The organism is Kribbella caucasensis, from assembly GCF_004361855.1.
GTDB lineage: Bacteria > Actinomycetota > Actinomycetes > Propionibacteriales > Kribbellaceae > Kribbella > Kribbella caucasensis.
The window spans coordinates 197523-223469 of record NZ_SNWQ01000007.1 but is presented as its reverse complement, the minus strand read 5'-3'; the positions used below and the strand labels follow the sequence as shown (position 1 = coordinate 223469).

Sequence of the window (25947 nt, the reverse complement as noted above, 5' to 3'; positions counted from 1 at the left end):
GTCACAGCCCAACCCTAGTGGTCAGCTGATTTCGGTGTAGGCGGCGATCAGGAGGCTTGGGTCCGGGGCCTCGAGGATGGTGGGCTTGGCGAGGCCGTCGAGGATGACGAAGCGGAGGCGGTCCGCGCGGGTCTTCTTGTCGAGCTTCATCGCGTCCTGCAGGTGCGGCCACGCGTCCGCCCTGTACGACACCGGCAACCCGAGTGCCGACAGAACCTCGTGGTGCCGGTCGGCGGTCACGTCGTCGAGGCGTCCCGCGGCCCGGGCCAGTTCGGCGACGAAGACCATGCCGATGCTGATCGCCGCTCCGTGCCGCCACTTGTACCGTTCGACCCGCTCGATCGCATGGCCGAGGGTGTGCCCGTAGTTCAGCGACTCCCGGCCGATCGCGCCGCCGGCCGTGGTGGTCCGCTCATGCAGATCCGCGCCGACCGTGTCCGCCTTGACCTGGATCGCCCGCGCGATCAGTTCCTCGGTGTGCTCGTACGCCGGGATCGCGGCGCCCCCCGGATCCTTCTCGACCAGATCGAGGATCACCGGGTCCGCGATGAACCCGCACTTCACCACTTCGGCCAGGCCGCTGACGTAATCGTTCTTCGGCAGCGTCTCCAGCGCGGCCAGGTCGCACAGCACCCCGGCCGGTTCCCAGAACGCGCCGACCAGGTTCTTCCCCTCGGCCGTGTTGATCCCGGTCTTCCCACCGACGGCCGCGTCGACCATGCCGAGCAGCGTGGTCGGGATGTGCACCACCCGGACCCCACGCAACCAGGTCGCCGCCACGAATCCGGCCAGGTCCGTCGTCGTACCGCCGCCGATCGACACGATCGCGTCGGACCGGGTGAACCCGGCCTGCCCGAGCACCGACCAGCAGTACGCGAGCACCTCCGCGGTCTTCGCCTCCTCGGCGTCCGGGATCTCGATCGCGTGCGCGGTGTACCCGGCCGCGGTCAGGTCGTCGCGGATCGCGTCCCCACTCGCCCGCAACGCACGCGGGTGGATCACCGCGACCCGTCGCACGTCGGAGCCGAGCAACCCGGGCAGCTCGCCGAGCAGGTTGTTGCCGATGACGACGTCGTACGGCGTACCGGCGTTGACGTGGATCTTCCGGGGCCCGTCCGTCATCCCAGGTGCTCCACGATCTCGGCGGCGATGTCCTCGGGGGCGCGGTCGTCCGTCGGCACGGTCCACTTCGCCACTTCGAGGTAGAACGGGCGGCGGGCGTCCATCAGGTTCTTCAACTGGGTGCGCACGTTGCCGAGCAGCAGCGGCCGGGCGACGCCGAGGCCGACCCGCTTGGCCGCCTCACCGAGCGACACGTCGAGGAAGACCACGGTGTGGCCGGCCAGATCCGCGCGCGTGTCCGGGTCGAGGATCGCGCCGCCGCCGAGCGACAGGACCACGTCGTCGGCCTGCAACGCGGCCACGATCGCGGCCCGCTCCATCGCGCGGAACGCGGGCTCGCCGGAGTCCACGAAGATGTCCGGGATCGGCTTGCCCGCCGCGGCCTCGATATCGGTGTCGGTGTCGCGGTGCGCCTTGCGGAGCCGGTCGGCCAGCAACGCGGCGACGGTCGACTTGCCCGAACCAGGCGGGCCGACCAGGACGACGACCGGGCTCACTGGTCCCACTCGCGCGGGGTGATCGTGGCCGGCAGGTTCGCCAGGTAGGTCTGGTGGTTGCGGGCCGTCTCGGTCACCGAGTCGCCGCCGAACTTCTCCAGCGCGACCTCGGCCAGTACCAGCGCGACCATCGCCTCCGCGACGATCCCGGCCGCCGGGACCGCGCACACGTCGGAACGCTGGTGGTGCGCCGACGCGGCCTCACCGGTGGACGTGTCGATCGTGCGGAGCGCCCGCGGCACGGTCGCGATCGGCTTCATCGCTGCGCGGACCCGCAGGGTCTCACCGGTGCTCATGCCGCCCTCGGTCCCACCCGAGCGCCCACTGGTACGCCGTACGGTCCCGTCCTCGGCGACGATCTCGTCGTGTGCCTTCGAGCCCGGCGTCCGGGCCAGCTCGAAGCCGTCGCCGAGCTCGACGCCCTTGATCGCTTGGATACCCATCAGCGCGCCGGCCAGCTTCGAGTCGAGCCGGCGATCCCAGTGCACGTAGCTGCCGAGGCCCGGCGGCAGGCCGTCGACGACCACCTCGACCACTCCGCCGAGGGTGTCGCCCGCCTTCTGCGCGAGGTCGATCTCCTCCACCATCGCCTTGCTCGCGTCCGCGTCCAGGCAGCGCACCGGATCCGCGTCCAGCTTGGCGACATCGTCGTACGACGGGATCACGCCGTACGGCGCCTTGACCGTGCCGAGCTCGACCACGTGGCTGACGATGGTCACGCCGTACGCCTGCTTCAGGAACCGGGCCACGACCTCGCCGAGCGCGACCCGGGCCGCCGTCTCCCGCGCACTCGCCCGCTCCAGCACCGGCCGGGCCTCGTCGAACCCGTACTTCTGCATGCCGGCCAGATCGGCGTGCCCCGGGCGGGGCCGGGTCAGCGGGGCGTTCCGGGCCAGCTCGGCCAGCGTCGCGGGGTCCACCGGATCCGCGGACATCACCTGCTCCCACTTCGGCCATTCGGTGTTGCCGACCTGGATCGCGACCGGGCTGCCGAGCGAAACCCCATGCCGGAAGCCCCCGACGAACGTCACCTCGTCCCGCTCGAACTTCATCCGCGCGCCCCGGCCATACCCCAGCCGACGACGAGCGAGGGCGTCGGCCACGTCATCCGTGGTGACCAGGACGCCTGCGGGAAGACCTTCGAGTACGGCGACGAGCGCTTGTCCGTGCGACTCGCCAGCGGTAAGCCAGCGCAGCATGCCGCCGATTCTTTCACGCCCCCAACACCGCCCGGCCCCCGGTCTCAGCGCAGGGCGCGGTCACAAAGCCGGGACCTCGGTCAACAAGCGGGGACCTTGAACATGACGTGCCGTGTTCAAGCTCCCCGTTTCTTGTTCAAGCCACCTGACGGACTGCGCCTTTGCCAGGACAGACTGAGCACCATGTTCCAGGAGATCGACGGCGGGGAGGCTTGGTGACGCGCGCGGAGGAGGAGGCTTTTCGGGCCCGGGTGCGGGGGTGTTTGCTGGGTGGGGCCCTTGGGGATGCGCTCGGGGGGCCGGTGGAGTTTCTGGGGGTGGGGGAGATTTTGGCGGGGCATCCGGAGGGGGTTCGGGGGTTTGTCAGCGGGGGTGCGGGGTGGCCGGCGGGGTCGGTTACTGATGACACCCAGATGACTTTGTTCACGGTGGAGGGGTTGATCCGGGCGGGGGTGCGGACGGATCGGGGATTGGGGTTCACCGTGGCGGTGACGCATCACGCGTATGACCGCTGGCTGGACACACAGTTGTTGCCGGGTCCCAGTGGGATGCGGGACGGGTGGTTGCAGGGCGAGCAGTGGTTGTACGCGCGCCGCGCACCGGGGAACACGTGTCTGTCGGCGCTGACCGAGGCCCGGCAGGGTGGGGACAGCATGCCGAAGTTCGGGGGGCAGGCGGTGAACGACTCCAAGGGGTGCGGTGGGGTGATGCGCGCGGCGCCGTTCGGGTTGTTGCCGGGGCGCTGGGTGGATGCGGGCTGGGCGTTCAACGCCGCGAGCGAGGCGGCCGGGTACACGCACGGGCATCCGACCGGGAAGCTCGCGTCCGGCGCGCTGGCCGCGATCGTGCACGAGATCTGCCGCGGCGCCGACCTGGACCAGGCCCTCGACTCCGCTCAGGACCTGCTGATCCAGCATCCCGGCCACGAGGAGACCAGTACAGCGCTGACCGCCGCGCGCGAGCTCGCCCAGGCAACCCAGCCCACGCCCGGCCAACCCACGCCCGGACCGGCGACACCCGGGCCGGCGGTGGTGGAGCGGCTCGGTGGTGGGTGGATCGCTGAGGAGGCGTTGGCGATCGGGGTGTACGCCGCGCTGGCGTATCCCGCGCCCGAGCAGTTCCTCGACGCACTCGCCCTGTCCGTGACGCACTCAGGCGACAGCGACTCCACCGGCTCGATCTGCGGCAACATCCTCGGCGTCCTGCACGGCGAGACCGCGCTGCCACCCGAACTGGTGTTCGCCGTCGAGGGGCGCGGCGTCATCCTCCAACTCGCCGACGACTTCGTCCTCGAGTGCACCCACGCCAGACAGCTGCACGACGAGTACGGCCCGGACACCGGCTGGCGGACCCGCTACCCCGGCTGGTAGCCCCGCACCGTCAGCCGAGGTAGAGCCCCTCCAGCTGACCGCCGAACAGTACTCCGGCAACCGCACCCGCCAGCATGAACGGGCCGAAGGGAAACATCTCCTTGCGCCGGAAGACCTTCGCCGCGGTCAACACGATCCCCAGCACCGCGCCGAGCAGGAACCCGCCGTACATTCCGGCGACCAGCTGACCCCAGCCGAGATACCCCAACGCCATGCTCAACAGCCCCGACAACCGCACGTCCCCGAACCCCACACCCCGCGGGATCAGCCACCACAAGAGGTAGAACACCCCGAACCCGACCACCCCGGCGATCGCGGCCCGCCGAAGTGAACCCCACTCCCCCGCCACCGCCGCGCCGACCACCAACGCCACGCCGACGACGAGGTACGTCGGCCAGATGATTGCCGACGGCAGGTACCGCGTCCGCGCGTCGATGTACCCGAGCACCGAACCCGAAACCACGAGAACCAGCCAAGCCACCAACGCGGCCGAGAACCCGAGCCGCCATCCGATCAGCCCACCCGAGACCGCCGCCAGCCCCGCACACCACCACGCCGCCCGCCGACGAGCGAGCTCGGCGTACAGGATCTTCGTCTGTCCCTCGTCCAACTCGGGCTCAGGTATCCGCCGGAGCAACCACGGCCCCAGCAAGAACGCCGCCGCCCCACACAGCACCACCCCAACGGCACCGGCGGCCACCGCGGTCAGCGCAACCTCCGGGCGATCAGCGCGGCACCACCGCCGAGGATCAACAGCCCACCGATCAGCACCCCGATCGTGCTCCAGAAGCCGTCGTTCTTGGTGACATACGTGACCCGCTCGAACTCCTCATCGGTCGCGGCCCGGGTGAAGTGGAAGTCGTCGGTGATCCGCGACGGCTCGGCGTAGGTGACCGAGTACGCCGTCAGGTACGACGCCGGCGCAGCCAGATCGTTCATGTCGCTGTCCATCGTCTCGACCCGTCCGGCGAACAACAGCTCCGGCTTCACCGACGGGTCGGGCAGCCGGGACGCATCCACGCGGTAGGGAGCGGCGACGTAGACCGTCACGGCCTGCTCGGTGCTCGCCCCCTTGCTCAGTCGCATCGGGTAGACGATCTCCGACGACGCGAACGACAAGCGCAATGGTGGTGTTGCCCCCGACAACGACCCGGACTTCTCCTTCGGTGCCAGCTTGACCGCGACGATCTCCCACTTCTCGGTCAGGTACGGCTGCAGGTTCTCCCCCAGCCCACCCGGTACGACGTACCCGTTGGTGCGCAGCCAATCGGTGACAGCGACCGAGCTGGTCCCGCCGAGCCGCACGACCTGGAACGGCCCGAGCACCATCTGCCCGCGCACCTCCACCCCGGCCCCAGGGGCAGGGGCACTGGCCGAGTCACGCCCACTGCCCATGATCCCGAGATCCCGGAACGGCCAATAAGTCTTCTTCACCACCACCCTCGGACGGGTCAACGAGATCAGCCGGTTGAACGTGTACTCCTCGCCGAGCGACACCTCGGCGGCCGCGGGGACCGGCATGATCCAGGCCGCCTTCTTCGACGAGCCCTGGATCGCCATCGACAGCACGATCTCCTCGGTCTTGCCGTCGAACCGGACGAGTGCGTTCTCGCCCCGCGCCCGGGCCTGCGACTCGGCGTCACTCATGTATCCACCGCACGCGCAGGCCCAAGCAGGCGCAACGCCGAAACCGAGCAGCACGAACGCCAACACACCGGCAACCATCCGCCATAACTTCATGGGCGGAAGGCTACTCACGCAAAGGTGTAGGCCGTGCGGAAGAAATCAGACCGGTCGTACTTCTTTTGACTCACGATCGTCGAGCTCCTCACGCGCGGCGGACCTCATGGCCGCCAAGGGAGCGGGCGACCTACCCGTCATCATCTCCACCTGCAGGGTCGCCTGATGCACGAGCAGATCAAGGCCGTTCAACAGCTCTGTACCGATCCGGTGCGCCGCGATCGCCAGCTGCGTCGGCCACGGGTGGTACGCCACGTCGAACACCACCGGCGCCACCGTGGCGAAGTGCTCGGCCCACGGATCGACGGCACCACCAGGCAGCGTGGAAACACACAGGTCGAACCCGCCGATCTGCTCCACCTGCCCGAAATCCGCCACGGACGTCTTCAGCCCCAGCTCGGCCGCGAGATCCAGCAACCGCTCGGCCCGCGCGACCTCCCGTACGACGACGGTCACCTCGCTGACCTTCAACCCGCGCAACGCCGCCAACGTGGACGCCGCCGTCGCCCCGCCACCCAGTACGACGGCCGTGTCCGCCCCGGTGATCCCGCGCTCCGCGAACGCCGCGACGAGCCCTGGTACGTCGGTGTTGTGGGCCGACCGGGTCCCGTCAGCCTCAATCAAAAGCGTGTTGGCAGCACCGATCAACGAGGCCACCGGGTCGACCGTGTCGGCCAGCTTCAGCGCGACCCGCTTCAGCGGCATCGTCAGCGACAACCCGCGCCACTCGTCACCCAGCCCAGTCAGGAATCCCGCGAGCTCGTCCTCGGCGACCTCGAACGCGTCGTACTGCCAGTCCAGCCCGAGTTCGGCGTACGCGGCGCGGTGCATCGCCGGGGACAGCGAGTGGGCGATCGGGCTGCCCAGCACAGCACATCGGATCATCTCAGCAACGGCCCTTGTGGGCGTTGCACCAGGCCCGCAGCTTGTTCACGTTCGCCTGGTGCTCGTCCGGGCTGGACGCGAACGCGGTCTCGCCGGTGTCCAGGTTGACCAGGGTGAAGTAGAGCCAGCCGCCCTGCGCCGGGTTCAGCGCCGCCCGCAGGGTGTCCTTGCCCGGCGAGTTGATCGGCGTCGGCGGCAGGTTGCGCGTCTTGTAGGTGTTGTACGGCGAGTCGATCTCGCGCTGCTCGTCGGTGGTGAAGACGCCGCCGTCCTTGCCGGTGACGTAGTGCACGGTCGAGTCCATCTGCAGCCGCATGTTCTTCTGCAGCCGGTTGTAGATGACCCGGGCGACCTTCGGGTAGTCCTCGGCCCGGTTGGTCTCCGCGCCGATGATGCTGGCCACGATCACCGCCTGGTACGGGTCGAGCTTCTTGCGCTGCGCCGTCTGCGGCAGCTTCAGCTCGGCCGAGGTCTTGGCGAACTGCGCGGTCATCAGCTTGAGCACCGTGTACGCCGTGGCGCCCTTCGGGATGTCGTAGGTGCCCGGGTAGAGGAAGCCCTCGGGGTTGTTCCGCGCGTACGACGGCAGGCCGAGCGACCACGGCTTGGCCATCGCCGCGTCGGCCGCCCCGGCCGGCAACTTCAGCGCCTTCGAGTCCTGCAACTGCTTGACCACCTCGGCCTTGGTCGAACCGGACCGGAACCCGATCCGCTGCACCAGCACCGACTTGGCCGGGTTCAGCATCAACTCCAGCGCTGCCTTGGCCGACATCTGCTTGCGCAGCGTGTACGTCGCGGCCTGGATCGAGCGGCTCCGCGGATCGTCCCGCGCGACCCGCTCGAACGCCTTGGCGCTCTTCACCACGCCCTTCTTCTCCAGCGTGTCCGCGATCGACTGGGCGCTCTGGCCCTTGCTGATCTCGACCGTGACGGCGGTGGTGCCGTCACCCTCGAAGTCGGGTGCGGCGAACATCTTCTCCAGGTAGTCGCGGCCCTTGCCGTAACCGACCACCAGGCCGGCGATCAGGGCACCCACGACCAGCAGCGAGATCAGGCCGGCGAAACACCCGAAGCCGCGCCGGGTCCGGGCCTTGCGCCGGTTCGCCCGCTGTTCGGACCTGCTCACCGTCCGCAGGCCGAGATGCGAGTCGAGGTCGTCGCTCTCGTCGACGTGTTGGTCCACCGATGTCCTGTTCACAGGGGCCTCCCGGGCGGGTTGCCGGTCTCGCGCTCGAAGTCGAGCGCGTGTTGCAGAATCACGACCGCCGCGGCCTGGTCGACCACGGCCCGCCGCTTGGAGCCCTTCTTCCCGCGTTCCCGCAGCATCCGCTCGGCGGTGACCGTGGTGAACCGCTCGTCCACCAGCCGCACCGCCGTCCCCGAGTTCATCGCCTGCACTTTCTGCCGGACCAGTTCCGCCGTCTCGCGAATCCGGATCGCGGCCGGGCCTTCTCCCCCGGACAACGAGCGAGGAAGTCCGACGACGATCTCGAACGCGTCGAGATCGGCTACGAGCGTAACTATCCGGTCAAGGTCGCCGGGACCCCGGTGCACCGTCTCCACCGGGGTCGCGAGGATCCCGTGCGGGTCACTGCTGGCGACCCCGATCCTGGCGTCGCCGATGTCCAGTGCCATCCGCACCCCACGGCGCATGTCAGCCCGTGACGAGCTGGCCGATGGAGTGCTCGACGGCCGCCAGCGCCTCGTCGGCACCGGCCGGATCCGTGCCGCCACCCTGGGCGACATCGTCCTTGCCGCCGCCCCGGCCGCCCACCTTCTCGGCCGCCACCCGGACCAGGTCGCCGGCCTTGAGCCGCCACTCGCGGGCCGTGTCGTTCAGCGCGACCACCACCGCGGGCTTGCCGTCGTTCACGCTGAGGACCGTGATCACGGCCGGCTTGTCCGCCACCATCCGGCCGCGGATGTCCAGCGCGAGCTTGCGCAGGTCGCCGCCGTTCACGCCGTCGGGCGCCCGGTGGCCGACGTACGAGACGCCGAAGACGTCCTTCGGGCTCGCGGCCAGCTCGGCGGCGGCAGCCAGCACCTGGCCGGCCCGGAGCCGCTCCAGCTCCTTCTCGGCCGTACGCAGCCGCTCGGCCAGGTCCGCGACCTTGGCCGGCAGTTCCTCCGGCCGGGCCTTCAGGTTCTCGCTCAGCAGCCGGACCAGGGCCCGCTCGCGGCCGAGGTAACGCAGTGCCTCCATCCCGACGAAGGCCTCCAGTCGGCGCACTCCCGCGCCGACCGACGATTCACTGGTCAGGGTCAGCGCGCCGACCTGCGAGGAACGCTTGACGTGCGTTCCACCGCACAGCTCGCGCGACCACGGGCCGCCGATCTCGACCACCCGGACGGACTCGTCGTACGTCTCGCCGAACAGCGCCAGCGCACCCCACTCGCGCGCCTCCGGCAGGGTCATGTACTGCGCGGAGACGGGCAGGTCCTTCCGGACGGCGAGGTTCGCGACCTCCTCGATCTCGCTCCGCGTCGTCTGGTCGAGCGACGAGGACCAGGCGAAGTCGAGCCGCAGGTAGCCGGGCTTGTTGTACGAACCGCTCTGCAGCGCGTTCGGGCCGAGCACCTGACGCAGCGCGGCGTGCACGACATGGGTGCCGGAGTGCGCCTGGCAGGCTTCGACCCGCCACTCGTGGTCGACCTCGGCGTGCACGTCGAGACCGGGCTGGACGACCCCCTCGACGACCTTCACCCTGTGCACGATCAGGCCCTTGACCGGGCGCTGCACGTCGAGCACCTGCAGCTTCACGCCGTCTGCGACGATCAGGCCCTCGTCGGCGATCTGACCACCCGACTCCGCGTAGAACGGGGTCTTCTCCAGCACCACCTCGACGGTCTCACCGGGCTCCGCCGCGGTCGCGATCGCACCTTGGCGGAGCACACCGCGGACCTGAGAGTCGGTGGCCAGCTCCTGGTACCCGGTGAACTCGGTGACGCCCTTCTCCCGCAGCTCGCGGTAGCCGGAGGTGTCCGCGTGGCCGGCCTTCTTGGCCCGCGCGTCCGCCTTGGCCCGCTCCCGCTGCTCGGTCATCAGCGACTTGAAGCCCGCGGTGTCCACCTGCAGACCCTGCTCGGCGGCCATCTCGACGGTCAGGTCGATCGGGAAGCCGTACGTGTCGTGCAGCTGGAACGCCTTCGCCCCGGCCAGTTCGACGCCGTCCGCCGCCTTGGTGTCGCGCACTGCCACATCGAAGATGCTCGTCCCGGCGGTGAGAGTACGACGGAACGCGTCCTCCTCGGCGTACGCGACCTGGCCGATCCGGCCGAAGTCGGGCTCCAGCTCCGGGTACGACTTCTTCATCTGCTCCAGGCTGACCGGCAGCAACTCGACCAGGCTGGGGTCCTCGTAGCCGAGTAGGCGCATCGAGCGGATCGCCCGGCGGAGCAGCCGGCGCAGGACGTAGCCGCCCTGCTCGTTGCCCGGGGTGACGCCGTCGCCGATCAGCATCAGCGCGCTGCGGACGTGGTCCGCGACCACCCGGAACCGGACGTCGTCGACGTGGTCGACGCCGTACTTACGGCCGCTCAGCTCCGAGGCCCGCTCGATCACCGGGTAGATCTCGTCGATCTCGTACATGTTGTCGACGCCCTGCAGCAGGTACGCGACCCGCTCCAGGCCGAGGCCGGTGTCGATGTTCTTCTTCGGCAGCTCGCCGAGGATCGGGTAGCCCTCCTTGCCGCCACCCTCACCGCGGATGTTCTGCATGAAGACCAGGTTCCAGAACTCCAGGTAGCGGTCGCCCGCCTCCCAGTCCCGGTCGGCGCCGAACTCCGGGCCGCGGTCGATCAGGATCTCCGAGCACGGACCGCACGGCCCGGGAACGCCCATCGACCAGAAGTTGTCCTTCATCCCGAGCCGGACGATCCGGTCGTCGGGCAGCCCGGCGATCCGCTTCCACAGCTCGATCGCCTCGTCGTCCTCGTAGTACACCGAGGCGTACAGGACCGACTCGTCGAAGCCGTAGCCACCCTCGCTCTGCGGCTTGGTGACCAGGTCCCAGGCGTACTCGATCGCCTTGTCCTTGAAATAGTCGCCGAACGAGAAGTTGCCGTTCATCTGGAAGAAGGTGCCGTGCCGGGTGGTCTTGCCGACCTCCTCGATGTCGAGGGTCCGGACGCACTTCTGCACACTGGTCGCGCGAGAGTACGGCGGGGTCTGCTGGCCGACGAAGTACGGCACGAACTGCGCCATCCCGGCGACGTTGAACAGCAGGTTCGGGTCCGGCGACGGCAGGGGTGCGCTCGGCACCACTGTGTGACCACGGTCCTCGAAGTACTGCAGGAACCGCCGCCTGATCTCGCTGGTCTCCATGGGTGTTACCGGTAGTCCTTACGATCGTCTGCTGCTTCTGTGTCGATACCGAGCGCGTCCCTCAGCTCGGTCTCCCGCTCGGCCATGCCTTCCCGGACCTCGTCGCCGAAGTGCCGGATCGCGGCCGCCACCTTCTCGGCCGAGGCCTGCAGGCTGTCCGGCGCGAGCAACTGGGCCCGCTTCTTCAGCCGGGTCACCGCGTACACACCGACGGCCGTGCCGATGATGAACCAAAGTATCCGCTTCACCGCAGATCACCGCGCTTGCGGGCCTTCCGCTCGGCCTTCATCTCTTCCTTCACCCGGCGGGACACGTCCTTGCGGTGGCTCTCGCCGAGCGCCCGGCGGACGCCGTAGGTGAACGCGGCCGCCTTCACCAGCGGGCCACCGGCGGTCGCCGCAAACAAAGACGCCAGGGCCGCCGCGTTGGTTGTCACGGTAGTCGCGTTGTCGGTGATGGTATCCACCTTCGCCAGCTGGGCGTTGGTGGTCGCCACGGTCTCGGTGACCTCGCCGAGCAGCGGCACGCTGGAGTCGGAGACGCCCTTGACCATGATCCGGGTCTCGTCCAGCACCTTGCCGAGCTTCAGGATCGGATAGGCCAGCAGGCCCACCAGGATGAGCAGCGCGCAGGCCGCTATCAGCCCCGCGACTTCACCGACGCTCATGGAAACGATCCACCTTCCCGTTCGACTGTCTGCCTGGACCCTATCGCGCGGTGAATCGCGAGCCACGGCGACGCTCAGTGTTCACCCGGAGTCTGTACACATCCGCGCCCGGATCGGTTTTACTGACCGAAGCTCCGGGGGGAGTTCAAGTTCAGGGGTGGGGGGAGACCACACATGGACGAGACAGCCGTTGCTGTCCTGGGCGCGGGCCCGCACGGGTTGGCCGCAGCCGCACATCTTCGCCGGGCCGGACAGGAAGTCCGCGTCTTCGGTGAACCGATGTCATTCTGGCGGACCATGCCGGCCGGGATGCTGCTCCGGTCCAACTGGACCGCGACCTGCATCGCGGAGTACGACGGTCCGCTGGCACTGGACGCGTATCAGGCCGAGACGAACGCCAAGCTCAGCCGGCCGGTGCCGCTCGACGAATTCATCCAGTACGGCGACTGGGTGCAGGCCAAGGTCGCGCCGGACGTGGATCGCCGCCGGGTCGCCAAAGCGGCCTCGAACGGCGACGGGTTCGTGCTCACGCTGGGCGACCAGACCCGGATCCGGGCGAGGCGGCTGGTGGTCGCCGCAGGGATCGCGGACTTCGTGAACCGGCCCGAGGTGGCGGCCGGGTTGCCGCAGCACCTGGCCTCGCACACCGGGGACCACGCCGACCTGAGCAGGTTCCGCGGCCAGGTGGTGCTGGTGATCGGCGGCGGCCAGAGCGCGCTCGAGTCGGCAGCGTTGATGAACGAGTCCGGCGCGGACGTCGAGGTGATCGCCCGCGCCGACAAGCTGAACTGGCTGCACGGCGGCAAGTACCACCGCAAGCTCGGCCGGCTCGCACCACTCGTGTACGCGCCGACCGACGTCGGCCCGATGGGGATCTCCAGGATCGTCGCCAAGCCGGGGCTGTTCACCAGCCTGCCGCGCGGGGTCCAGGACAAGATGGCCTATCGCGCGATCCGGCCGGCGGGTGCCGCCTGGCTCGGGCCGAGGCTGGTGGATGTGCCGATCAGCACCGGTATTCAGGTCACCAGCGCGAAGCCGGTCGGCGACCAGCTGCACGTCGAGCTCAGCGACGGCAGCTCACGGAAGGTCGACCACCTGCTCTTCGGGACCGGTTACAAGGTCGACATCAAGCGGTACCCGTTCCTCGATCCGGCGCTGGCGCTGCAGGTCAGAACGGTCGGCGGCTACCCGATCCTCGGGGCGGGGATGGAGTCGTCCGTGCCCGGCCTGCACTTCCTGGGTGCCCCGGCGGCGCGCAGCTTCGGGCCGATCATGCGGTTCGTCGCGGGCGGCTGGTACGGCGCGGAGTCGGTGGCCCGCCTGGCCAGCGCCGGCTGGCCGGCGACCGCAGGCGTCGCCGCGTGAACCCGTCGGCTGTTGTGGTCGGCGGTGACTATCAAGGCCTCGGGATCGTGCGCAGCCTCGGCCGGCGCGGCGTACGGGTCGTCGTCCTCGATGACGAGCCGTCGATCTCCCGCGTGTCCCGCTACACCTCCGCCTTCGAGCGGGTCCCCGAGCTGCGGGATGCCGAGGAGACCAAGCGGATCCTGATCGACACGTGCACCCGGCTCGGTCTGCAGGGCTCGGTCCTGTACCCGACCCGGGAGGAGACGGTGGCCACGATCGCGGCCCACCGCACCGAGCTCGCGGAGTACTTCCGCCTCCCGACGCCTGCCTGGGAGTCGGTGCAGCCCGCGTGGGACAAGCGGGAGACGTACCAGCGGGCGGAGCGGCTCGGCATCCCGATCCCCCGCTGCTGGTTCCCAACGTCTGCCGCGGACCTGGACCAGATCGATCTCAGCTCGCCGGTCATCCTCAAACCGGCGATCAAGGAGAACTTCTTCTACACCACCCGTGCCAAGGCCTGGCGGGTCGACACCCGCGCGGAACTGGCGGCGGCGTACCAGAAGGCGCTCGGCATCGTCGGCGCGGCCGAGGTGATCGTGCAGGAGCTGATCCCCGGCGGCGGTGAGCACCAGGTCGCGTACTGCGCGTTCTTCAAGGACGGCGACGCCGTGGCCGAGATGACGGTACGCCGGCGGCGGCAGCACCCGTCCGACTTCGGCCGGGCGAGCACATACGTCGAGACGATCGACCTGCCGGAACTCGGCAAGCACGCGCTGACCTTCCTCCGCGACATCGGGTACTACGGACTGGTCGAGCTCGAGTTCAAGGAGGACCGGCGGGACGGGTCGTACAAACTGCTCGACGTCAACGCCCGGACGTGGGGCTACCACTCGCTCGGCCAAGCCGCCGGAGTCGACTTCCCCTACCTGGTCTACCGCGACCAGATCGGGCAACCGGTCAGCTCGGCGCAGGCCCGTCACGGGGTCCGGTGGATCAGGCTGGCAACCGACCTCCCGAACGCCGCCCTGGACATCCGGGCCGGCCGGGCGCGGCTCGGGGCGTACCTGAAGACGCTGCGCGGCGTCGACACGGAGGCAGTGTTCAGCCTTCGCGATCCACTGCCTGCTTTGTACGAGCTGGCGCTACTCCCCTACTTGGCCGTCAAGCGGGGGCTGTGACCATGTTCGAGGCCACCCACCCGTTCGCCTTCTTCGACTACTTCCGCGTCCCGTACGACGTGACCGGGCCGGCCGGAGACCCACGGCTCGGCATGGTGACGGCAATCAGGTCCGGACAGACGCTGTACTGGCTCCGCTCGAACGCCGGGCGCTACCGGACCGGCCGCTACCGGATCGGCGACTTCACGATCGCCTGTCAGCTCGCCACCGGCGCGCCCCTTGTCGAGGGATCCGGCTGGCGGCAGTCCGAGTCGATCCTGGACGACCGCGGCAATGAGGTCGCGGCCGTCTGGCGGGACGACGACGGCAACGTGTTCCTGCCGTTCGACCCCGCCGAGGTGATGACCTTCCTCTGGTCCGAGCGGTACACCACTGTCGGCAGCGCCGGCGCGAAACGCCTGCTCCGGAAGGGAATGGTGCAGGGGTACTACGCCGTCCGGCCGCTACTGCCCCGACCGCTTCAGCTCCGGATGCGGCGGACCTTCGCCAAGCACCAGAACACGCCGTCGTTCCCGGCCTGGCCGATCGAGCACTGCCTGCACCTCTTCTATGAGTGGCTGCTGGACACCGCGACGCAGTTGGCCGGCGAGCCGGTGCCGTGGATCGACTTCTGGCCGGACGGTCGGTCGTGGGCGATGGTGCTCACGCACGACGTGGAGACGGCCGCGGGCCGCGACGAGATGGAGTTGCTGCGCGGCCCGGAGCGGGAGCGCGGCTACCGGTCCTCGTGGAACTTCGTCGCCGAGCGGTACGAGGTCACCGACGAGACGGTCGCCCGGGTCACCGCCGACGGGTGCGAGGTCGGCGTGCACGGGCTGCGGCATGACGGTCGTGATGTCGCCTCCCGACGGATGCTGGACCAGCGGCTGCCCGCGATGCGCAAGCACGCCGATCGCTGGGGCGCGGTCGGGTTCCGCTCCCCCGCGACCCAGCGCGACTGGGCACTGATGCCGACGATGGGCTTCGACTACGACTCGTCGTACACGGACACCGACCCGTACGAACCGCAGCCGGGTGGTTGCTGTACCTATCTGCCGTTCATCAACGGGGATCAGGTGGAGCTGCCGATCACGCTGCCGCAGGACCACACGCTGTTCGAGATCCTGCAGCACGACGACGGTGAACTGTGGGTCGGCAAGGCTCGCGAGATCCGCGACCGGCACGGCATGGTGCTGGTGCTCGCGCATCCGGACTACGCCCATGACGACCGGCTGCTCGGTGCGTGGAATCAGCTGCTGGACGAGTTCGCGAACGACGCCACGGTCTGGCAGGCGTTGCCGCGGGAGGTCTCCGCCTGGTGGCGCGACCGGGATGCCAGCCGACTGTCGATGGGACCAGATGGCTGGGCGCTGGAAGGTCCGGCGGAGGGCCGCGGCCGCGTTCGGCATGCGCTGCTCGCGGACCAGGGGGCCTGACCGATGCTGCACGTCGCGGTGATCGTCGAGAACGTCGCGCTCGGGGTCGACACCCGACTGCGCAAGCAGGTCGACGATCTGCTGGCCGCCGGTCACCGGGTCTCGGTGATCACCATGCGCGATGAGGACAACGCGCGCTATCGCGGCGTACCGAATCTGTCGGTCTTCGAGTACCCCGCGCCCGCGCAGCCGTCGGGACCACTGGGCTATGTCGCGGAGTACCTGCAGTCGTTTACGTGGGCGAGCTGGTACCTGCTGCGGTTGCGGTGGCGCGGGCGGATCGACGTACTGCAGATCTGCCAGCCACCCGACATCTACTTCCCGCTCGCCTGGCTGCTCCGGTGGGGCGGCACGCGCATCGTGGTGGACCAGCGCGACCTGATGCCCGAACTACTGGCCGGCCGGTACGACGAGCCGCCGGGGCTGATGTTGAAGGCATTGCACTGGTTGGAGCGACGGACTCAACGCGTCGCGCACCACAGCCTCACCGTCAACTCCTACCTGAAGGACCGGATGGTCGCCGCAGGGGCCGCACCGGAGGCGGTCTCACTGGTGCGCAACGGTCCGGTGCTGGCCCGTACCGAACGGATCGTGCCGGATCCGACCTTGCGCGGTGAACATCGGCAGCTGATCTGCTGGGCCGGGAAGATGGGCCGGCAGGACCGGGTCGAACTGGTGGTAAGGGTCGCCGAACACCTGGTCCGCGAGCTCGGCCGGGAGGACTGCGGCTTCGTCATCCTCGGCGACGGGGAATGCCTGGAGGAGCTGCGGGAGCTGACCCGCGAACTCGGGCTCGAGCGGTGGGTGAACTTCCCCGGCTGGTTGCCCGAGGCCGAGTTGTGGAGCTACCTGGCGACCGCCGATCTGGGGATCGACACGAGCCTGCAGGTCGAGGTCTCACCGGTGAAGGTGATGGAGTACATGGCACTCGGGCTGCCGGTCGCCTGTTTCGATCTGCAGGAGAGCACGTTGCTCGCGGCAGGCGCAGGGGTGTTCGTCCCGGCCGGTGATGTCCCGGCACTCGCGACCGCGGTCGTCGAACTGCTGGACGATCCGGTCGCTCGCAAGCAGCTCGGTGAGACCGGGCGGCGCCGGATCGTCGAGGAACTCGCCTGGGAGCGGCAGACGCCGACCTACCTGGCCAGCCTGTCAACCGAATGAGCCTCAGCCGAATGAGAGCCAGACCCGTTCTTCCATCGCCTTGTGCACCACGTCGATGTAGTCGTTCGCGGGCTCGGTCCGCCACGCACCCGCGAACCACGCGCCGACACAACCGTCGAGCCGTTCAGTCAGGTCGGCCGATCGAGCGGTACCGGGCATGCCGGTGAGCCACCAGGCCCAGCCCTCCACGCAGCCGCGGATGAACGAGCCGTAGTAGTCGAGCGCGAACGCCGTCGAGTCGCGGTTGAACGGGAACGTTCCGTTCTGGTTCTCGGCCATCACGCCCCAGGCCGGGTCCTGCCACGACATCACGCCGATGATCGAGAACGTCTTCGGGCAGAGCCTGGGGCCGTAGTCCCGCTGGTAGTCGTACCCGTGGGCCTTGAGCCCGGTACAGAATTCGGCCGACGCCGGCGACGCCTTGTCGAACAGGTCGCCGCAACCGCGCTTCTCCACGCAGGCACCGGATGCGTGACGCTCGTACTGGTACCAGGTCGACTCGGCGTCGGCGACTGCCCGGACCAGGTTGTCGGCGAGCCCCCACTTGCAGGCGGCCCACTGGATGTTCTCGTCCGTAGTACCGGTGTGGTGGCCGGTGACCCGCGCCAGCAGCCAGCTGTCCCACTGCGAGTCGTAGGCCTTGGCCTCCGTCGCACGTGGTCGTGTGGCCAGGGCGGTGTGCACGGACTGCACGTCCGGCATCGTCCGGTTCGGCCCGGCGTTGCTCGGTCGGGGCTCCCAGGTCGACCGCTCCACCTTGCGTGCGCAGGTGGCGTCGTCGGGCAGCTTCGACCAGGAACCGGTCGGAAGCGATTGGAAGTAACCGTCGGCGGGCGGCGGCTCTCCACCTGCAGGCACTTCCCCAGCCGACTTGGGTACCGCGAGCCAGATCACGAGAAGGGCCGGCAACGCCACGAGTGCCTTCGCGGCCCGCCAACGGGACCGGCCGCGGCTACTTGCTGACATGCTCGGTCTCAACTTGGTCGGCGTCAGGGGCGAGGCCTTCGGCGGGTCTTGGCGGGACCCGCACGGCTGTTGTCCTGCGGAGCCGGAGGAACTTCCGCGGATGCGGCGCGGTCGTCACACAGCCGACCAAGTTGCCGCCGACCCCCGACAACGCGGCCACCGCCTCAGCCGCCGCGGATCTCGTACCACGCTGCGCATCGACCACCAGCAACACGTGATCCGTCCGCCCGGCCAGCAACGCCGCATCGGCCGACCCGGCCACCGGACCGTCGATCACCACGAACGCCCGCTTCGACAACCCCTGGATCAGCAGCTCGAGATCCTCCGCGTTGAACCAGCCACTGGTCCGCGGTGTCCCGCTCGGCAGCACCCGAAGATCGACGAAGGCCGTCGCCTGCACGGCCCGCTCCTGCTTGGCCGAATCGGCGAGCACATCGGTGAGCCCCGGGATCAGCGGCAGCCCGAACAACGTGTGCACATCCGGAAGCCCGAGATCACCACCGATCAGTACGACGTCCCTCCCGGTGGCCGCCATCGCGATCGCCAGCCGCGCGGCCACGGTCGTCCGGCCCGCGCCCGCCGACGGGCTGGTGACCAGCACGGACGCGCCCTTGCCTCGGGTGGTGAGCGTGCTGAAGTGCGCGACGAGGTAACCGAAGACTTCCCGCGACGGCGACGGCAGTGCGTTCGCTGGGGTAAGCGGGAGCTGTTGCTCCCGGACGGCCGGGACGTGGGCGAGCACGCCGAGGCCGGTCTGGCGTTCGACGTCCGCCGCACCGCGGAGCCGGCCGCGGACCCGGTCCCAGACGAAGACGAAACCGATGCCGAGCATCAACCCCAGCACCAGACCGACCCCGATGACCAAGGCCAGGTTCGCCTGTTGCGGCTTGTCCGGCACGGTCGCCGGCGAGATCACCTCGGCGAGCCTCGTGGAACGCCGGAGGTTGCGGTAGTCGACGTACGCGCGGGTGAACGCGGTCGCGCCACGCAACGCCTCGACCTGGGTCGGAGCGGAGTACTTGAAGACCAGGACCTTCGCGTCGACCGGGACGGTGACAGAAAGGCCCTTGGTCGCGGTGGTGACGTCGGTGGCCAGCGTCTTGGCCGCGGTGGCGGCGACGATGCCGGAGTTCGCCACCTCGCGCTCGGTGCCCATGTCGGGGATCGCCGCCGAGTTCTGCGAGGTGTCGGCATGCACGACGACCTGGGCCGTGGCGCGGTACTCCGCCGGCCGGGTGAGCGCGGTCGCCCCCGCGGCGACCACGGTCAGCAGGGTCACGGCGACGATCACCCACAGATAGCTGAGGACGATGCCACGTGAACCCGGCATGCGCTGAGCGAATCGGCTCATCTAGTTACTCCTTTGCCCACCACAGACAGGGCTAGTAATGCGAACAGTAGATCGGCACAGCCCCGGTAGGTCAGGTGTGGATCGAAGTTCATCAACGCGACAATCACAATTACCGCCGTGAACGCGCCCACCGCCGCCACCGCGCTCCAGTCAGCCAACCCTTTGCTCCACACCCACAGATCGCGCAGGGACTCCCGGACGAACCAGCAGAACGCCGCGAACAATGGAATCCCACCGCCCCACAGCAACCAGGTGTAGCCGCTCTCGATCCAGACATATCCCGTGCCTTGACTGAGAACCACCACGCGGGCGGACGGCCGGACGCCGAGCAGCAGGTTGGAACCGTCGAGCAGATCCGGCCAGAAGTAGGTCGACAGGTTGTACCAGCGGACGATCCAGCTGTTCGGCAACCCGCTGGCGGACTGGAACCCCTCCAGCCGATGAGACACCGCCGGCCAGGCCGCGATCACCGCGATCGACAGGGCGACCGGTGCGTACTTCAACAGGTCGAGCCGCCGGAGCGCGGCCGAGATGCAGACCAGCGCCACCACCAGGCCGAGCACGCTGGAGAACTCGCCGGCCGCGAACGTGCCGATCACGAACACCAGCGCCGCGCCGGCCAAGAAGACGATGTGTCGCTGTGTCTTCCACAGCATCGCGACGGCCAATGCCAGGTTGAAGATCAGTACGTCGGCGGTTGCTGCGGGCAACGACAAGGTCGAGCCGCCGCGCGGGATCTCCAGCGCGTCCTCGTACCCGTACGGTGCCCAGAAAGTGAGCAGGAGTTCGCGGACACCGAGCAGGTCAAGGGTCTGCAGGATGCCGATCATGCCGAGTACGACCCCGGCGCCGACCGAGACCCACAGGCAGCGCATGACCTGCGGTTGCGTGTGCACAGTGGCCCGGACCAGCCCGTACACGGCCAGGAACTTCCACACCACCAGTGCGTATGAGATGTCGTCGGAGGCGATCTCGACACCTCGGAAGAACATCCAGGCCAGCGGTACGACGGAGCTCGTCACCGCGATCGCCACCAGCGACGCCTCGATCCGGGTGACGCGCAGGCGCAACGGCGTACCGGGGCGGTAACGCACGAAGAACCTGAGCGACAACAGGCCGATCAGGAACACCGCGAGCGCCTCGTTCGGGCGCAGGACGGGCACGATCCGCCCTCGGTCGATCCCGGCCAGCAGCGGGGTCAGACCGATGATCAGGTACGCCGCCGTCACCGGCCGGGCCCACACCAGCACCGCGAGCCCGACCCCTGCGGCGAGGACGAGCGCGTAGACGGCGGAGACGGCGACGAGTGCACCGGTCATTGTGGCGAGCCCGATTCCGGCCAGCGCCAGGAACACCAGATCCAGGCGCAGCCGTTCGCCCAAAGCGATCATCCGGCCCCCTTGGCGCGCAGTCCGGTGACGAGCCAGGCCAGCTCTGGCGCCCGTAGTACTCGTTGAAGAGCACCGAACACGAGCACACCAACGAGGGCTCCCGCGACCACTGCGAGCACCTGCCCGACTCGTCCATCGATCTGCGAGCCAACCAGCCGAGCGCAGAAGTACACCGGCGCCGCCATCACCGCCGAGCCGAACACGATCCGGCCGAGCGAAGCCCACAGTTGCCGTCGTTGCCACCCTCGGCTCAGCCGGAGGAACAGATGCGCGCCGCCGACCAGCGAGGCCACGGCGTACGCGGCGCCGAGGGCGGGGAGCAAGTGTTCCGGCTTGACGAAGATCGCGGTAACCGCGCACAAAGTCAGGCAGACAACGGCTTGGAGCGCCATCGACACCAATGGAGTGCGGGTGTCCCCGCGGGCATACGCGGCCTGCGTGGTGACGTAGAAGGTCGTCTCGCCCACCAGTCCCAGCGAGAGCGCGGCGAGACCGCCCGAGATCAAAACGAAGCCGATCGTGTGGCCGATCGGCTCAGCCAGTACGACGAACCCCGTCGCCGCGGGGATCGCGATGAACCAGGCCAGGCCCAGTCCCTGAGTGAACGTCCCGGCGAACTCGTGCGGGGTGTCGCCCTGGTGCAGCCGGGACAGCCGCGGCAGCAACGCCAGCGCCACCGGTGTCGCGGCCAGCGCGATCGGCAGGTAGTAGAAGTTCAGCGCCATCTGGGTGGCGACCGTGCCGCCCGCGACCCGGTTGGAGACGAGCAGCAGGGCTAGGATTTGGACGGCGAGCAGTCCTGCTTGTGCCAGCGAGCGCAGCGCCCGGCGGACGGTGACGATCACCTCCGGGTCTCGCCATCCGGCCCGTGGGCGCAGCAGCACCCCGGCTCGTCGTGCACCCCACCACTGGAGCGCGGCGTGGGCACCGACGGCCGCGGTCGAGCCGAGCCCGAGCAGGAGAACCTCGCCGGTCGAGTGCTCCCCCAGCTCCTGACCCCTGCCGTAGATGACACCGGCGAGGATCAGGACGGTGATGATCCCCGCGTTCTCGGCCACCGGCGCCGCGGCGGCGAGTGCGTACCGGCGATGCGCGTACATGACGGCCGTGGAGGCTCCCACCACCGCGAACAGGAACACCTGCGGGACAGTGAGCAGGACGAGCAGCCGGGCGACCTCGATCTGCTGACTGTCCTGTGCTGCTGTTCCGTTGAGACCGACAACCCGGAGCAGCTCCGGCAACAGCAGTACGGCCAACGGGGCGAGCAGGAGCAGCGAGACCAGGGCGATGCCCAGGAATCCACCACTCACCCGCGCGGTGTCCTCCGGCCGGCCGTTGTCGATGTGCTTGACCAGAGCCGGAACCAAGAGGGACACGAACAACGAGCCGGCCAGGAATCCGTAGTAGATGAGGCTCGGCAGCGAATTCGTCAGCTGGTAGGTGTTGCCGAGGAAGGTCGGGCCCAGCACAGCGCCGATGACGACGACCCGGATGACCCCGGTACCGCGGCTGATCGCAGTCCAGGCACCGACCGTGACCGAGTCACGGGCAGTGCCGCTGCCGCTGGTGAGGTCTTTCAGGTCCGCGGTCAACGGGCCGACCTCCCGAGGACTGCGGGGAGCGTCTTGATCATGATCAGCAGGTCGAGCCAGATGCTCTGGTGAGCGACGTACTCCAGGTCCAGCCGCAGGCCCTGCACCATGGTCAACTGGTTGCGGCCGCTCACCTGCCACAGACCGGTCAGCCCAGGCTGCACCTCGAACCGCCGCGCGGCCCAGTCCGGGAACAGCTCGACCTCGAACGACAGCACCGGCCGCGGCCCGACCAGCGACATGTCCCCGCGCAGTACGTTGAGCAGCTGCGGCAGCTCGTCAAGGCTCGTGCGGCGGAGAAACCGGCCCGCTCGAGTGATCCGCGCGTCGTTGTCGAGCTTGTACAAACCATCGACCGGTTTCACCTCCCCCGCCATCAACCGGCGAACGTAATCGGCGTGCACCTTCGGATCCGCGTCGGTCCGCATGGTCCGGAACTTGTACATCACGAACTCCCGCCGACCGGCCCCGACCCGGACCTGGCGGAACAGCCCCGGCCCCGGACTGGTGAGCCGGATCCACGCGTAGATCACCAGCAGCAGCGGCGCAGCCAGCACCACCCCGGTGAAGGCAAAGGTCAGGTCCATGGCCCTCTTGACCCGCCCCACCGGAATGGCGCGGCTCACTCCGCGGACTGGATCAGGCCGAGATACGGGGGCTTCCCGGCCACCGCGGAGGAGACTCATCGGCGGACCCGATGACTGTTGCCCAACGGCTCACCGGCGGCGAACCGGTACCGTGAGGCCGACTCGCCGTCCGCCTGGATCCGGCTGCCGATATCTGTCAGCCCGTCCACCGAACCGCGCACCCGCGCAGGGTTGCCGAAGGCAACGGATCCGGCCGGCAGGTCCCGAGTCACCACGGAGCCGGCGCCGACCAGGCAGCCGTCGCCGATCCGCACGAACGGCAGCACCGTGACGTTCACGCCGAGCTGGGCGCCGGCCCCGATCGACGGGCCCGACATCACCTCGGCCGAGTCCGCCTGCCCCGGGTAGAGATCGTTGGCGATCGTCACCCCGGGCGCGAGGAACGCACCGGCGCCGATCTCGGTGTACTGCGCGACGTAGCAGTTCGAGTGGATCTTCACACCGGCCCCGATCCGGCAGCCGTAGTCGATCACGGTGTTGCTCCAGACCGACACGTCGTCGCCGATCTCGCACTGCTCCCGGATCACGACATGGTGGCCCGTCTCGAACCGCGCGCCGATCCGCGAACCGGCGTACAGGATGGTGCCCTTGCGCAGCCGTGCCTCCGGTCCGAGGATCAGCTCGGCGTCGACGAGCCGTGCGGCCGGGTAGCCGATCTCCACCCCCGGATCAGCTTGTACGGCGGTCATCGGATCGGCTCCGTGACGGCTTTGTTCAGGGCCTCCGCTACCCGTTGTACGTCGGTCTTCCGCAGTTGCGGGAACATCGGCAGCGACAACTGCCGCCCCGCAGCCGCTTCGGCGACCGGCATCGGTCCGTCCGCGAACTGCGCGTACGGCGTCATCTGGTGACACGGAACCGGGTAGTGGATGCCGGTCCCGATCCCCTGTTCGGCAAGGCGTTCGCGGACCCCGTCCCGGTCGTTCACCTGGACCACGGCCAGGTGGAACACGCCTTCGGACTCCGGCAGCTGTTCGACCAGCCGGGCCTTGTCCGGATCGATCCAGTCCCGGTACGCCGCCATCAGCGTCCGGCGCGACTGGTTCCACCCGTCGAGCTGCCGCAGCTTGGCCGACAACACAACCGCCTGTACCCCGTCCAAGCGGCTGTTCATCCCGAGTACGTCGTGCCGGTAGTGGCCGTGTCCGCCCTGCATCCGCCCGTGGTCGCGCAGGGAGTTCAGCAACTCGGCCAGCGCCGGGTCGGAGGTGACCACCGCACCGGCGTCGCCGAAGGCACCGAGGTTCTTGCCCGGGTAGAAGCTGAAGCAGCCCGCCACCCCGAACGATCCGGCCCGGCGACCGGCCCAGGTCGCGCCCTGCGCCTGCGCCGCGTCCTCGAGCAGGATCAGGCCGAGGCTGTCGGTGCTGTCGATGATCGCGTCCATGTCCGGCATCTGCCCGTACAGGTGGACGACGAGGACCGCCTTGGTCGCGGACGTGACGGCCGCCTTGATCGTCTCCGGCGTGAGCAGCAACGTGCCGTCGTCGACATCGGCGAAACGCGGAGTCGCACCGGCGAGTACGACCGCCTCCACCGTTGCCACGAAGGTGTTGGCGGGCACGATCACCTCGTCACCGGGACCGATGCCGAGTCCCCGCAACGTGAGGTGCAACGCGTCCGTCCCGTTCGCCACCCCGACGGCGTACTCCGTACCGCAGTACGCCGACCACTCGGACTCGAAACGGCTGACCGCGGTACCGCCTACGAACTGGCCGGTCCTGAGCAGCTCACCCCAACCGGCCCACACCTCGGCCGCGACCTCTCTGGTCGCGCCCGCGATGTCCAGGAAGGGCACCTTTCCCATTGGCGCTTCGCTCACAGCAGCTCCCCGATCGGCTGGAGCTCGGACAGGCTGACCCGCCGGCCCTCGGTCGCCGCGCGCTGGGCGCACTCGAGCACCTCGACCACACCGAGCCCGTTCTCACCACCGGTCAACGGCTTCATCCCACTGATCACGCAGTCGGTGAAGTGCTGGTCCTCGACCATCAACGGCTCGTTCATTTCCAGGTACGGCGCGACCACATCGCCGTACCGGTAGGACATCGGCGGCTGGGTCAGGTCCTGGCCGAAGGTCGGTGCCTCGGATACGCCCTTGTCGTGGACCTTGATCCGTTCCTCGGTGGCCAGGTCGTTGAAGATCACCATCTTCTGGCTGCCGACCATGGTGACCCGGCGTACCTTGCACGGATCGAGCCAGCTGACGTGCACGTTCGCGGTGACGTCGGGGTCCTGGTAGTGCAGCCGCAGGTACCCGACGTCCTCCAGCCGACTGTTGGCGTGCCGGGACGACCAGCACTCGACGCTGACCGGCTTCGCCCCGAGGACGAAGTTGAGGATCGACACGTCGTGCGGCGCCAGGTCGAACAGCACGTTGCAGTCGTTCTGGTAGAGGCCGAGGTTCAGCCGTGCGGTGTCCAGGTAGTAGAGGTCACCGAGTTCCTTGTTCTGCACCATCTGCCGCAACTGCCAGACGGCCGAATGGAACTCGAACGTGTGGCCGACCATGAGTACGACGTTCTTCGCCTCGGCGGCCGCGATCATCACGCGGGCATCGGCCGCCGACGTCGCCAGCGGCTTCTCCACCATCACGTGAACGCCGGCCGCGATCGCCTTCAGCGCAAGCGGTTTGTGCGTGCTCGGCGGCGTCGCGATGATCACCGCGTCGAGGTACGGCAGCGCCGCGTCCAGATCCTGGTAGCTCTCGATTCCCGGGTAGTGCCGGGCCAGCTGGATCGCCCGGTCCGGATTCGGGTCGATCGCCGCGATGGAATCCACCGATTCCAGTGCGTGTAAAACCCTGATGTGTTTCGATCCCCAATATCCACAGCCAACAACTCCGACGCGCAGCCCAATGGCCTTCGTCATTCTCGCCCCCACTGTGAGATCCCACCCCTGACCGTGCCGGGGCAAGCGGCATCACAATTCCCCCTGCCCCCCTGACCGACCCCCCAGTCAGTACCGCCGGCTGAACCGACAAGCAAACCCTAGGCTCAGTTCACGATCCCGTACACCCCGGCAAAGATGAGCATTTCGTGAACTAACTCCGGCTTTTTCCGCTGTTCACCGGGAATTCATTTCAGGCATGATTGCCG

At 68.8% G+C, this 25947-nt stretch carries 24 protein-coding genes; 5 read left to right on the top strand and 19 right to left on the bottom strand.

The features are described from left to right. Nucleotides 1-21: 21 nt before the first annotated feature. The 3 genes from aroB to aroC are packed head-to-tail and all read right to left on the bottom strand — an operon-like array spanning nucleotide 22 to nucleotide 2818. Nucleotides 22-1122, bottom strand: a complete 1101-nt coding sequence (aroB, locus tag EV643_RS16680; protein ID WP_133800988.1) for a 3-dehydroquinate synthase — start codon at nucleotides 1120-1122, stop codon at nucleotides 22-24. Then, nucleotides 1119-1619: a shikimate kinase gene (locus tag EV643_RS16675; RefSeq protein WP_133800987.1), complete on the bottom strand. Its 501-nt coding sequence runs from the start codon at nucleotides 1617-1619 to the stop codon at nucleotides 1119-1121. Before EV643_RS16675 ends, aroB begins: the two co-directional genes overlap by 4 nt. Beyond that, nucleotides 1616-2818: a chorismate synthase gene (aroC, locus tag EV643_RS16670; RefSeq protein WP_133800986.1), complete on the bottom strand. Its 1203-nt coding sequence runs from the start codon at nucleotides 2816-2818 to the stop codon at nucleotides 1616-1618. The genes EV643_RS16675 and aroC overlap by 4 nt, the downstream gene beginning before the upstream one ends. Before the next feature lie 215 nt (nucleotides 2819-3033). Between aroC and EV643_RS16665 the strand changes: the two genes are divergently transcribed. Further along, nucleotides 3034-4188 (top strand): ADP-ribosylglycohydrolase family protein, encoded by a 1155-nt coding sequence (locus tag EV643_RS16665; RefSeq protein WP_133800985.1) that lies wholly within the window; start codon nucleotides 3034-3036, stop codon nucleotides 4186-4188. A 10-nt stretch (nucleotides 4189-4198) separates the two neighbouring features. On the opposite strand, the gene EV643_RS16660 is transcribed toward EV643_RS16665, so the two are convergent. The 8 genes from EV643_RS16660 to EV643_RS16625 are packed head-to-tail and all read right to left on the bottom strand — an operon-like array spanning nucleotide 4199 to nucleotide 11804. Further along, nucleotides 4199-4888, bottom strand: a complete 690-nt coding sequence (locus EV643_RS16660; protein WP_238165623.1) for a prepilin peptidase — start codon at nucleotides 4886-4888, stop codon at nucleotides 4199-4201. Nucleotides 4889-4893: 5 nt separating this feature from the next. Then, nucleotides 4894-5928, bottom strand: a complete 1035-nt coding sequence (locus tag EV643_RS16655) for a DUF2330 domain-containing protein (protein ID WP_133800983.1) — start codon at nucleotides 5926-5928, stop codon at nucleotides 4894-4896. Between the two features lie 45 nt (nucleotides 5929-5973). Continuing rightward, nucleotides 5974-6813, bottom strand: coding sequence for a shikimate dehydrogenase (locus EV643_RS16650; protein ID WP_133800982.1), 840 nt, complete (start codon nucleotides 6811-6813; stop codon nucleotides 5974-5976). A gap of 1 nt (nucleotide 6814) precedes the next feature. Then, the gene (mltG, locus tag EV643_RS16645) at nucleotides 6815-8011 is read right to left on the bottom strand and encodes an endolytic transglycosylase MltG (RefSeq protein WP_133800981.1); all 1197 of its coding nucleotides are present in this window, start codon (nucleotides 8009-8011) and stop codon (nucleotides 6815-6817) included. Next, nucleotides 8008-8466, bottom strand: a complete 459-nt coding sequence (gene ruvX, locus EV643_RS16640; RefSeq protein ID WP_133800980.1) for a Holliday junction resolvase RuvX — start codon at nucleotides 8464-8466, stop codon at nucleotides 8008-8010. Before ruvX ends, mltG begins: the two co-directional genes overlap by 4 nt. A gap of 1 nt (nucleotide 8467) precedes the next feature. Next, nucleotides 8468-11137: an alanine--tRNA ligase gene (gene alaS / locus EV643_RS16635; protein ID WP_133800979.1), complete on the bottom strand. Its 2670-nt coding sequence runs from the start codon at nucleotides 11135-11137 to the stop codon at nucleotides 8468-8470. A gap of 5 nt (nucleotides 11138-11142) precedes the next feature. Further along, a complete protein-coding gene (locus EV643_RS16630) occupies nucleotides 11143-11385 on the bottom strand; it encodes a DUF6167 family protein (protein WP_133800978.1) in 243 nt (80 codons plus the stop codon). Beyond that, nucleotides 11382-11804 (bottom strand): DUF948 domain-containing protein, encoded by a 423-nt coding sequence (locus EV643_RS16625; protein WP_133800977.1) that lies wholly within the window; start codon nucleotides 11802-11804, stop codon nucleotides 11382-11384. Before EV643_RS16625 ends, EV643_RS16630 begins: the two co-directional genes overlap by 4 nt. A 174-nt stretch (nucleotides 11805-11978) precedes the next feature. On the opposite strand from EV643_RS16625, the gene EV643_RS16620 reads away from it, so the two are divergent. Genes EV643_RS16620 through EV643_RS16605 form a run of 4 tightly spaced genes read left to right on the top strand, consistent with a single transcriptional unit; the run spans nucleotide 11979 to nucleotide 16905 of the window. After that, nucleotides 11979-13169, top strand: coding sequence for an FAD-dependent oxidoreductase (locus EV643_RS16620; protein ID WP_133800976.1), 1191 nt, complete (start codon nucleotides 11979-11981; stop codon nucleotides 13167-13169). Beyond that, nucleotides 13166-14329: a carboxylate--amine ligase gene (locus EV643_RS16615; RefSeq protein ID WP_238165622.1), complete on the top strand. Its 1164-nt coding sequence runs from the start codon at nucleotides 13166-13168 to the stop codon at nucleotides 14327-14329. The genes EV643_RS16620 and EV643_RS16615 overlap by 4 nt, the downstream gene beginning before the upstream one ends. Nucleotides 14330-14331: 2 nt before the next feature. Next, nucleotides 14332-15744: a polysaccharide deacetylase family protein gene (locus tag EV643_RS16610; RefSeq protein WP_133800974.1), complete on the top strand. Its 1413-nt coding sequence runs from the start codon at nucleotides 14332-14334 to the stop codon at nucleotides 15742-15744. A 3-nt stretch (nucleotides 15745-15747) separates the two neighbouring features. Beyond that, on the top strand, nucleotides 15748-16905 hold the full coding sequence (locus EV643_RS16605) for a glycosyltransferase family 4 protein (RefSeq protein WP_133800973.1): 1158 nt from the start codon (nucleotides 15748-15750) through the stop codon (nucleotides 16903-16905). Between the two features lie 3 nt (nucleotides 16906-16908). On the opposite strand, the gene EV643_RS16600 is transcribed toward EV643_RS16605, so the two are convergent. The 8 genes from EV643_RS16600 to EV643_RS16565 all read right to left on the bottom strand — a co-directional run bounded on the left by EV643_RS16600 (nucleotide 16909) and on the right by EV643_RS16565 (nucleotide 25720). Next, a complete protein-coding gene (locus EV643_RS16600; RefSeq protein ID WP_133800972.1) occupies nucleotides 16909-17871 on the bottom strand; it encodes a hypothetical protein in 963 nt (320 codons plus the stop codon). Further along, on the bottom strand, nucleotides 17858-19222 hold the full coding sequence (locus EV643_RS16595; protein WP_133800971.1) for a hypothetical protein: 1365 nt from the start codon (nucleotides 19220-19222) through the stop codon (nucleotides 17858-17860). The genes EV643_RS16600 and EV643_RS16595 overlap by 14 nt, the downstream gene beginning before the upstream one ends. Then, nucleotides 19219-20613, bottom strand: a complete 1395-nt coding sequence (locus EV643_RS16590; protein WP_133800970.1) for a hypothetical protein — start codon at nucleotides 20611-20613, stop codon at nucleotides 19219-19221. The genes EV643_RS16595 and EV643_RS16590 overlap by 4 nt, the downstream gene beginning before the upstream one ends. Then, nucleotides 20610-22205, bottom strand: a complete 1596-nt coding sequence (gene murJ, locus EV643_RS16585; RefSeq protein ID WP_166665461.1) for a murein biosynthesis integral membrane protein MurJ — start codon at nucleotides 22203-22205, stop codon at nucleotides 20610-20612. The genes EV643_RS16590 and murJ overlap by 4 nt, the downstream gene beginning before the upstream one ends. Next, the gene (locus EV643_RS16580) at nucleotides 22202-22792 is read right to left on the bottom strand and encodes a sugar transferase (RefSeq protein WP_238165621.1); all 591 of its coding nucleotides are present in this window, start codon (nucleotides 22790-22792) and stop codon (nucleotides 22202-22204) included. Before EV643_RS16580 ends, murJ begins: the two co-directional genes overlap by 4 nt. A 95-nt stretch (nucleotides 22793-22887) precedes the next feature. Further along, a complete protein-coding gene (locus EV643_RS16575) occupies nucleotides 22888-23541 on the bottom strand; it encodes an acyltransferase (RefSeq protein ID WP_133800968.1) in 654 nt (217 codons plus the stop codon). Then, on the bottom strand, nucleotides 23538-24674 hold the full coding sequence (locus EV643_RS16570; protein WP_238165620.1) for a DegT/DnrJ/EryC1/StrS family aminotransferase: 1137 nt from the start codon (nucleotides 24672-24674) through the stop codon (nucleotides 23538-23540). Before EV643_RS16570 ends, EV643_RS16575 begins: the two co-directional genes overlap by 4 nt. Further along, on the bottom strand, nucleotides 24671-25720 hold the full coding sequence (locus tag EV643_RS16565) for a Gfo/Idh/MocA family protein (protein WP_133800967.1): 1050 nt from the start codon (nucleotides 25718-25720) through the stop codon (nucleotides 24671-24673). The genes EV643_RS16570 and EV643_RS16565 overlap by 4 nt, the downstream gene beginning before the upstream one ends. Nucleotides 25721-25947 lie beyond the last annotated feature (227 nt).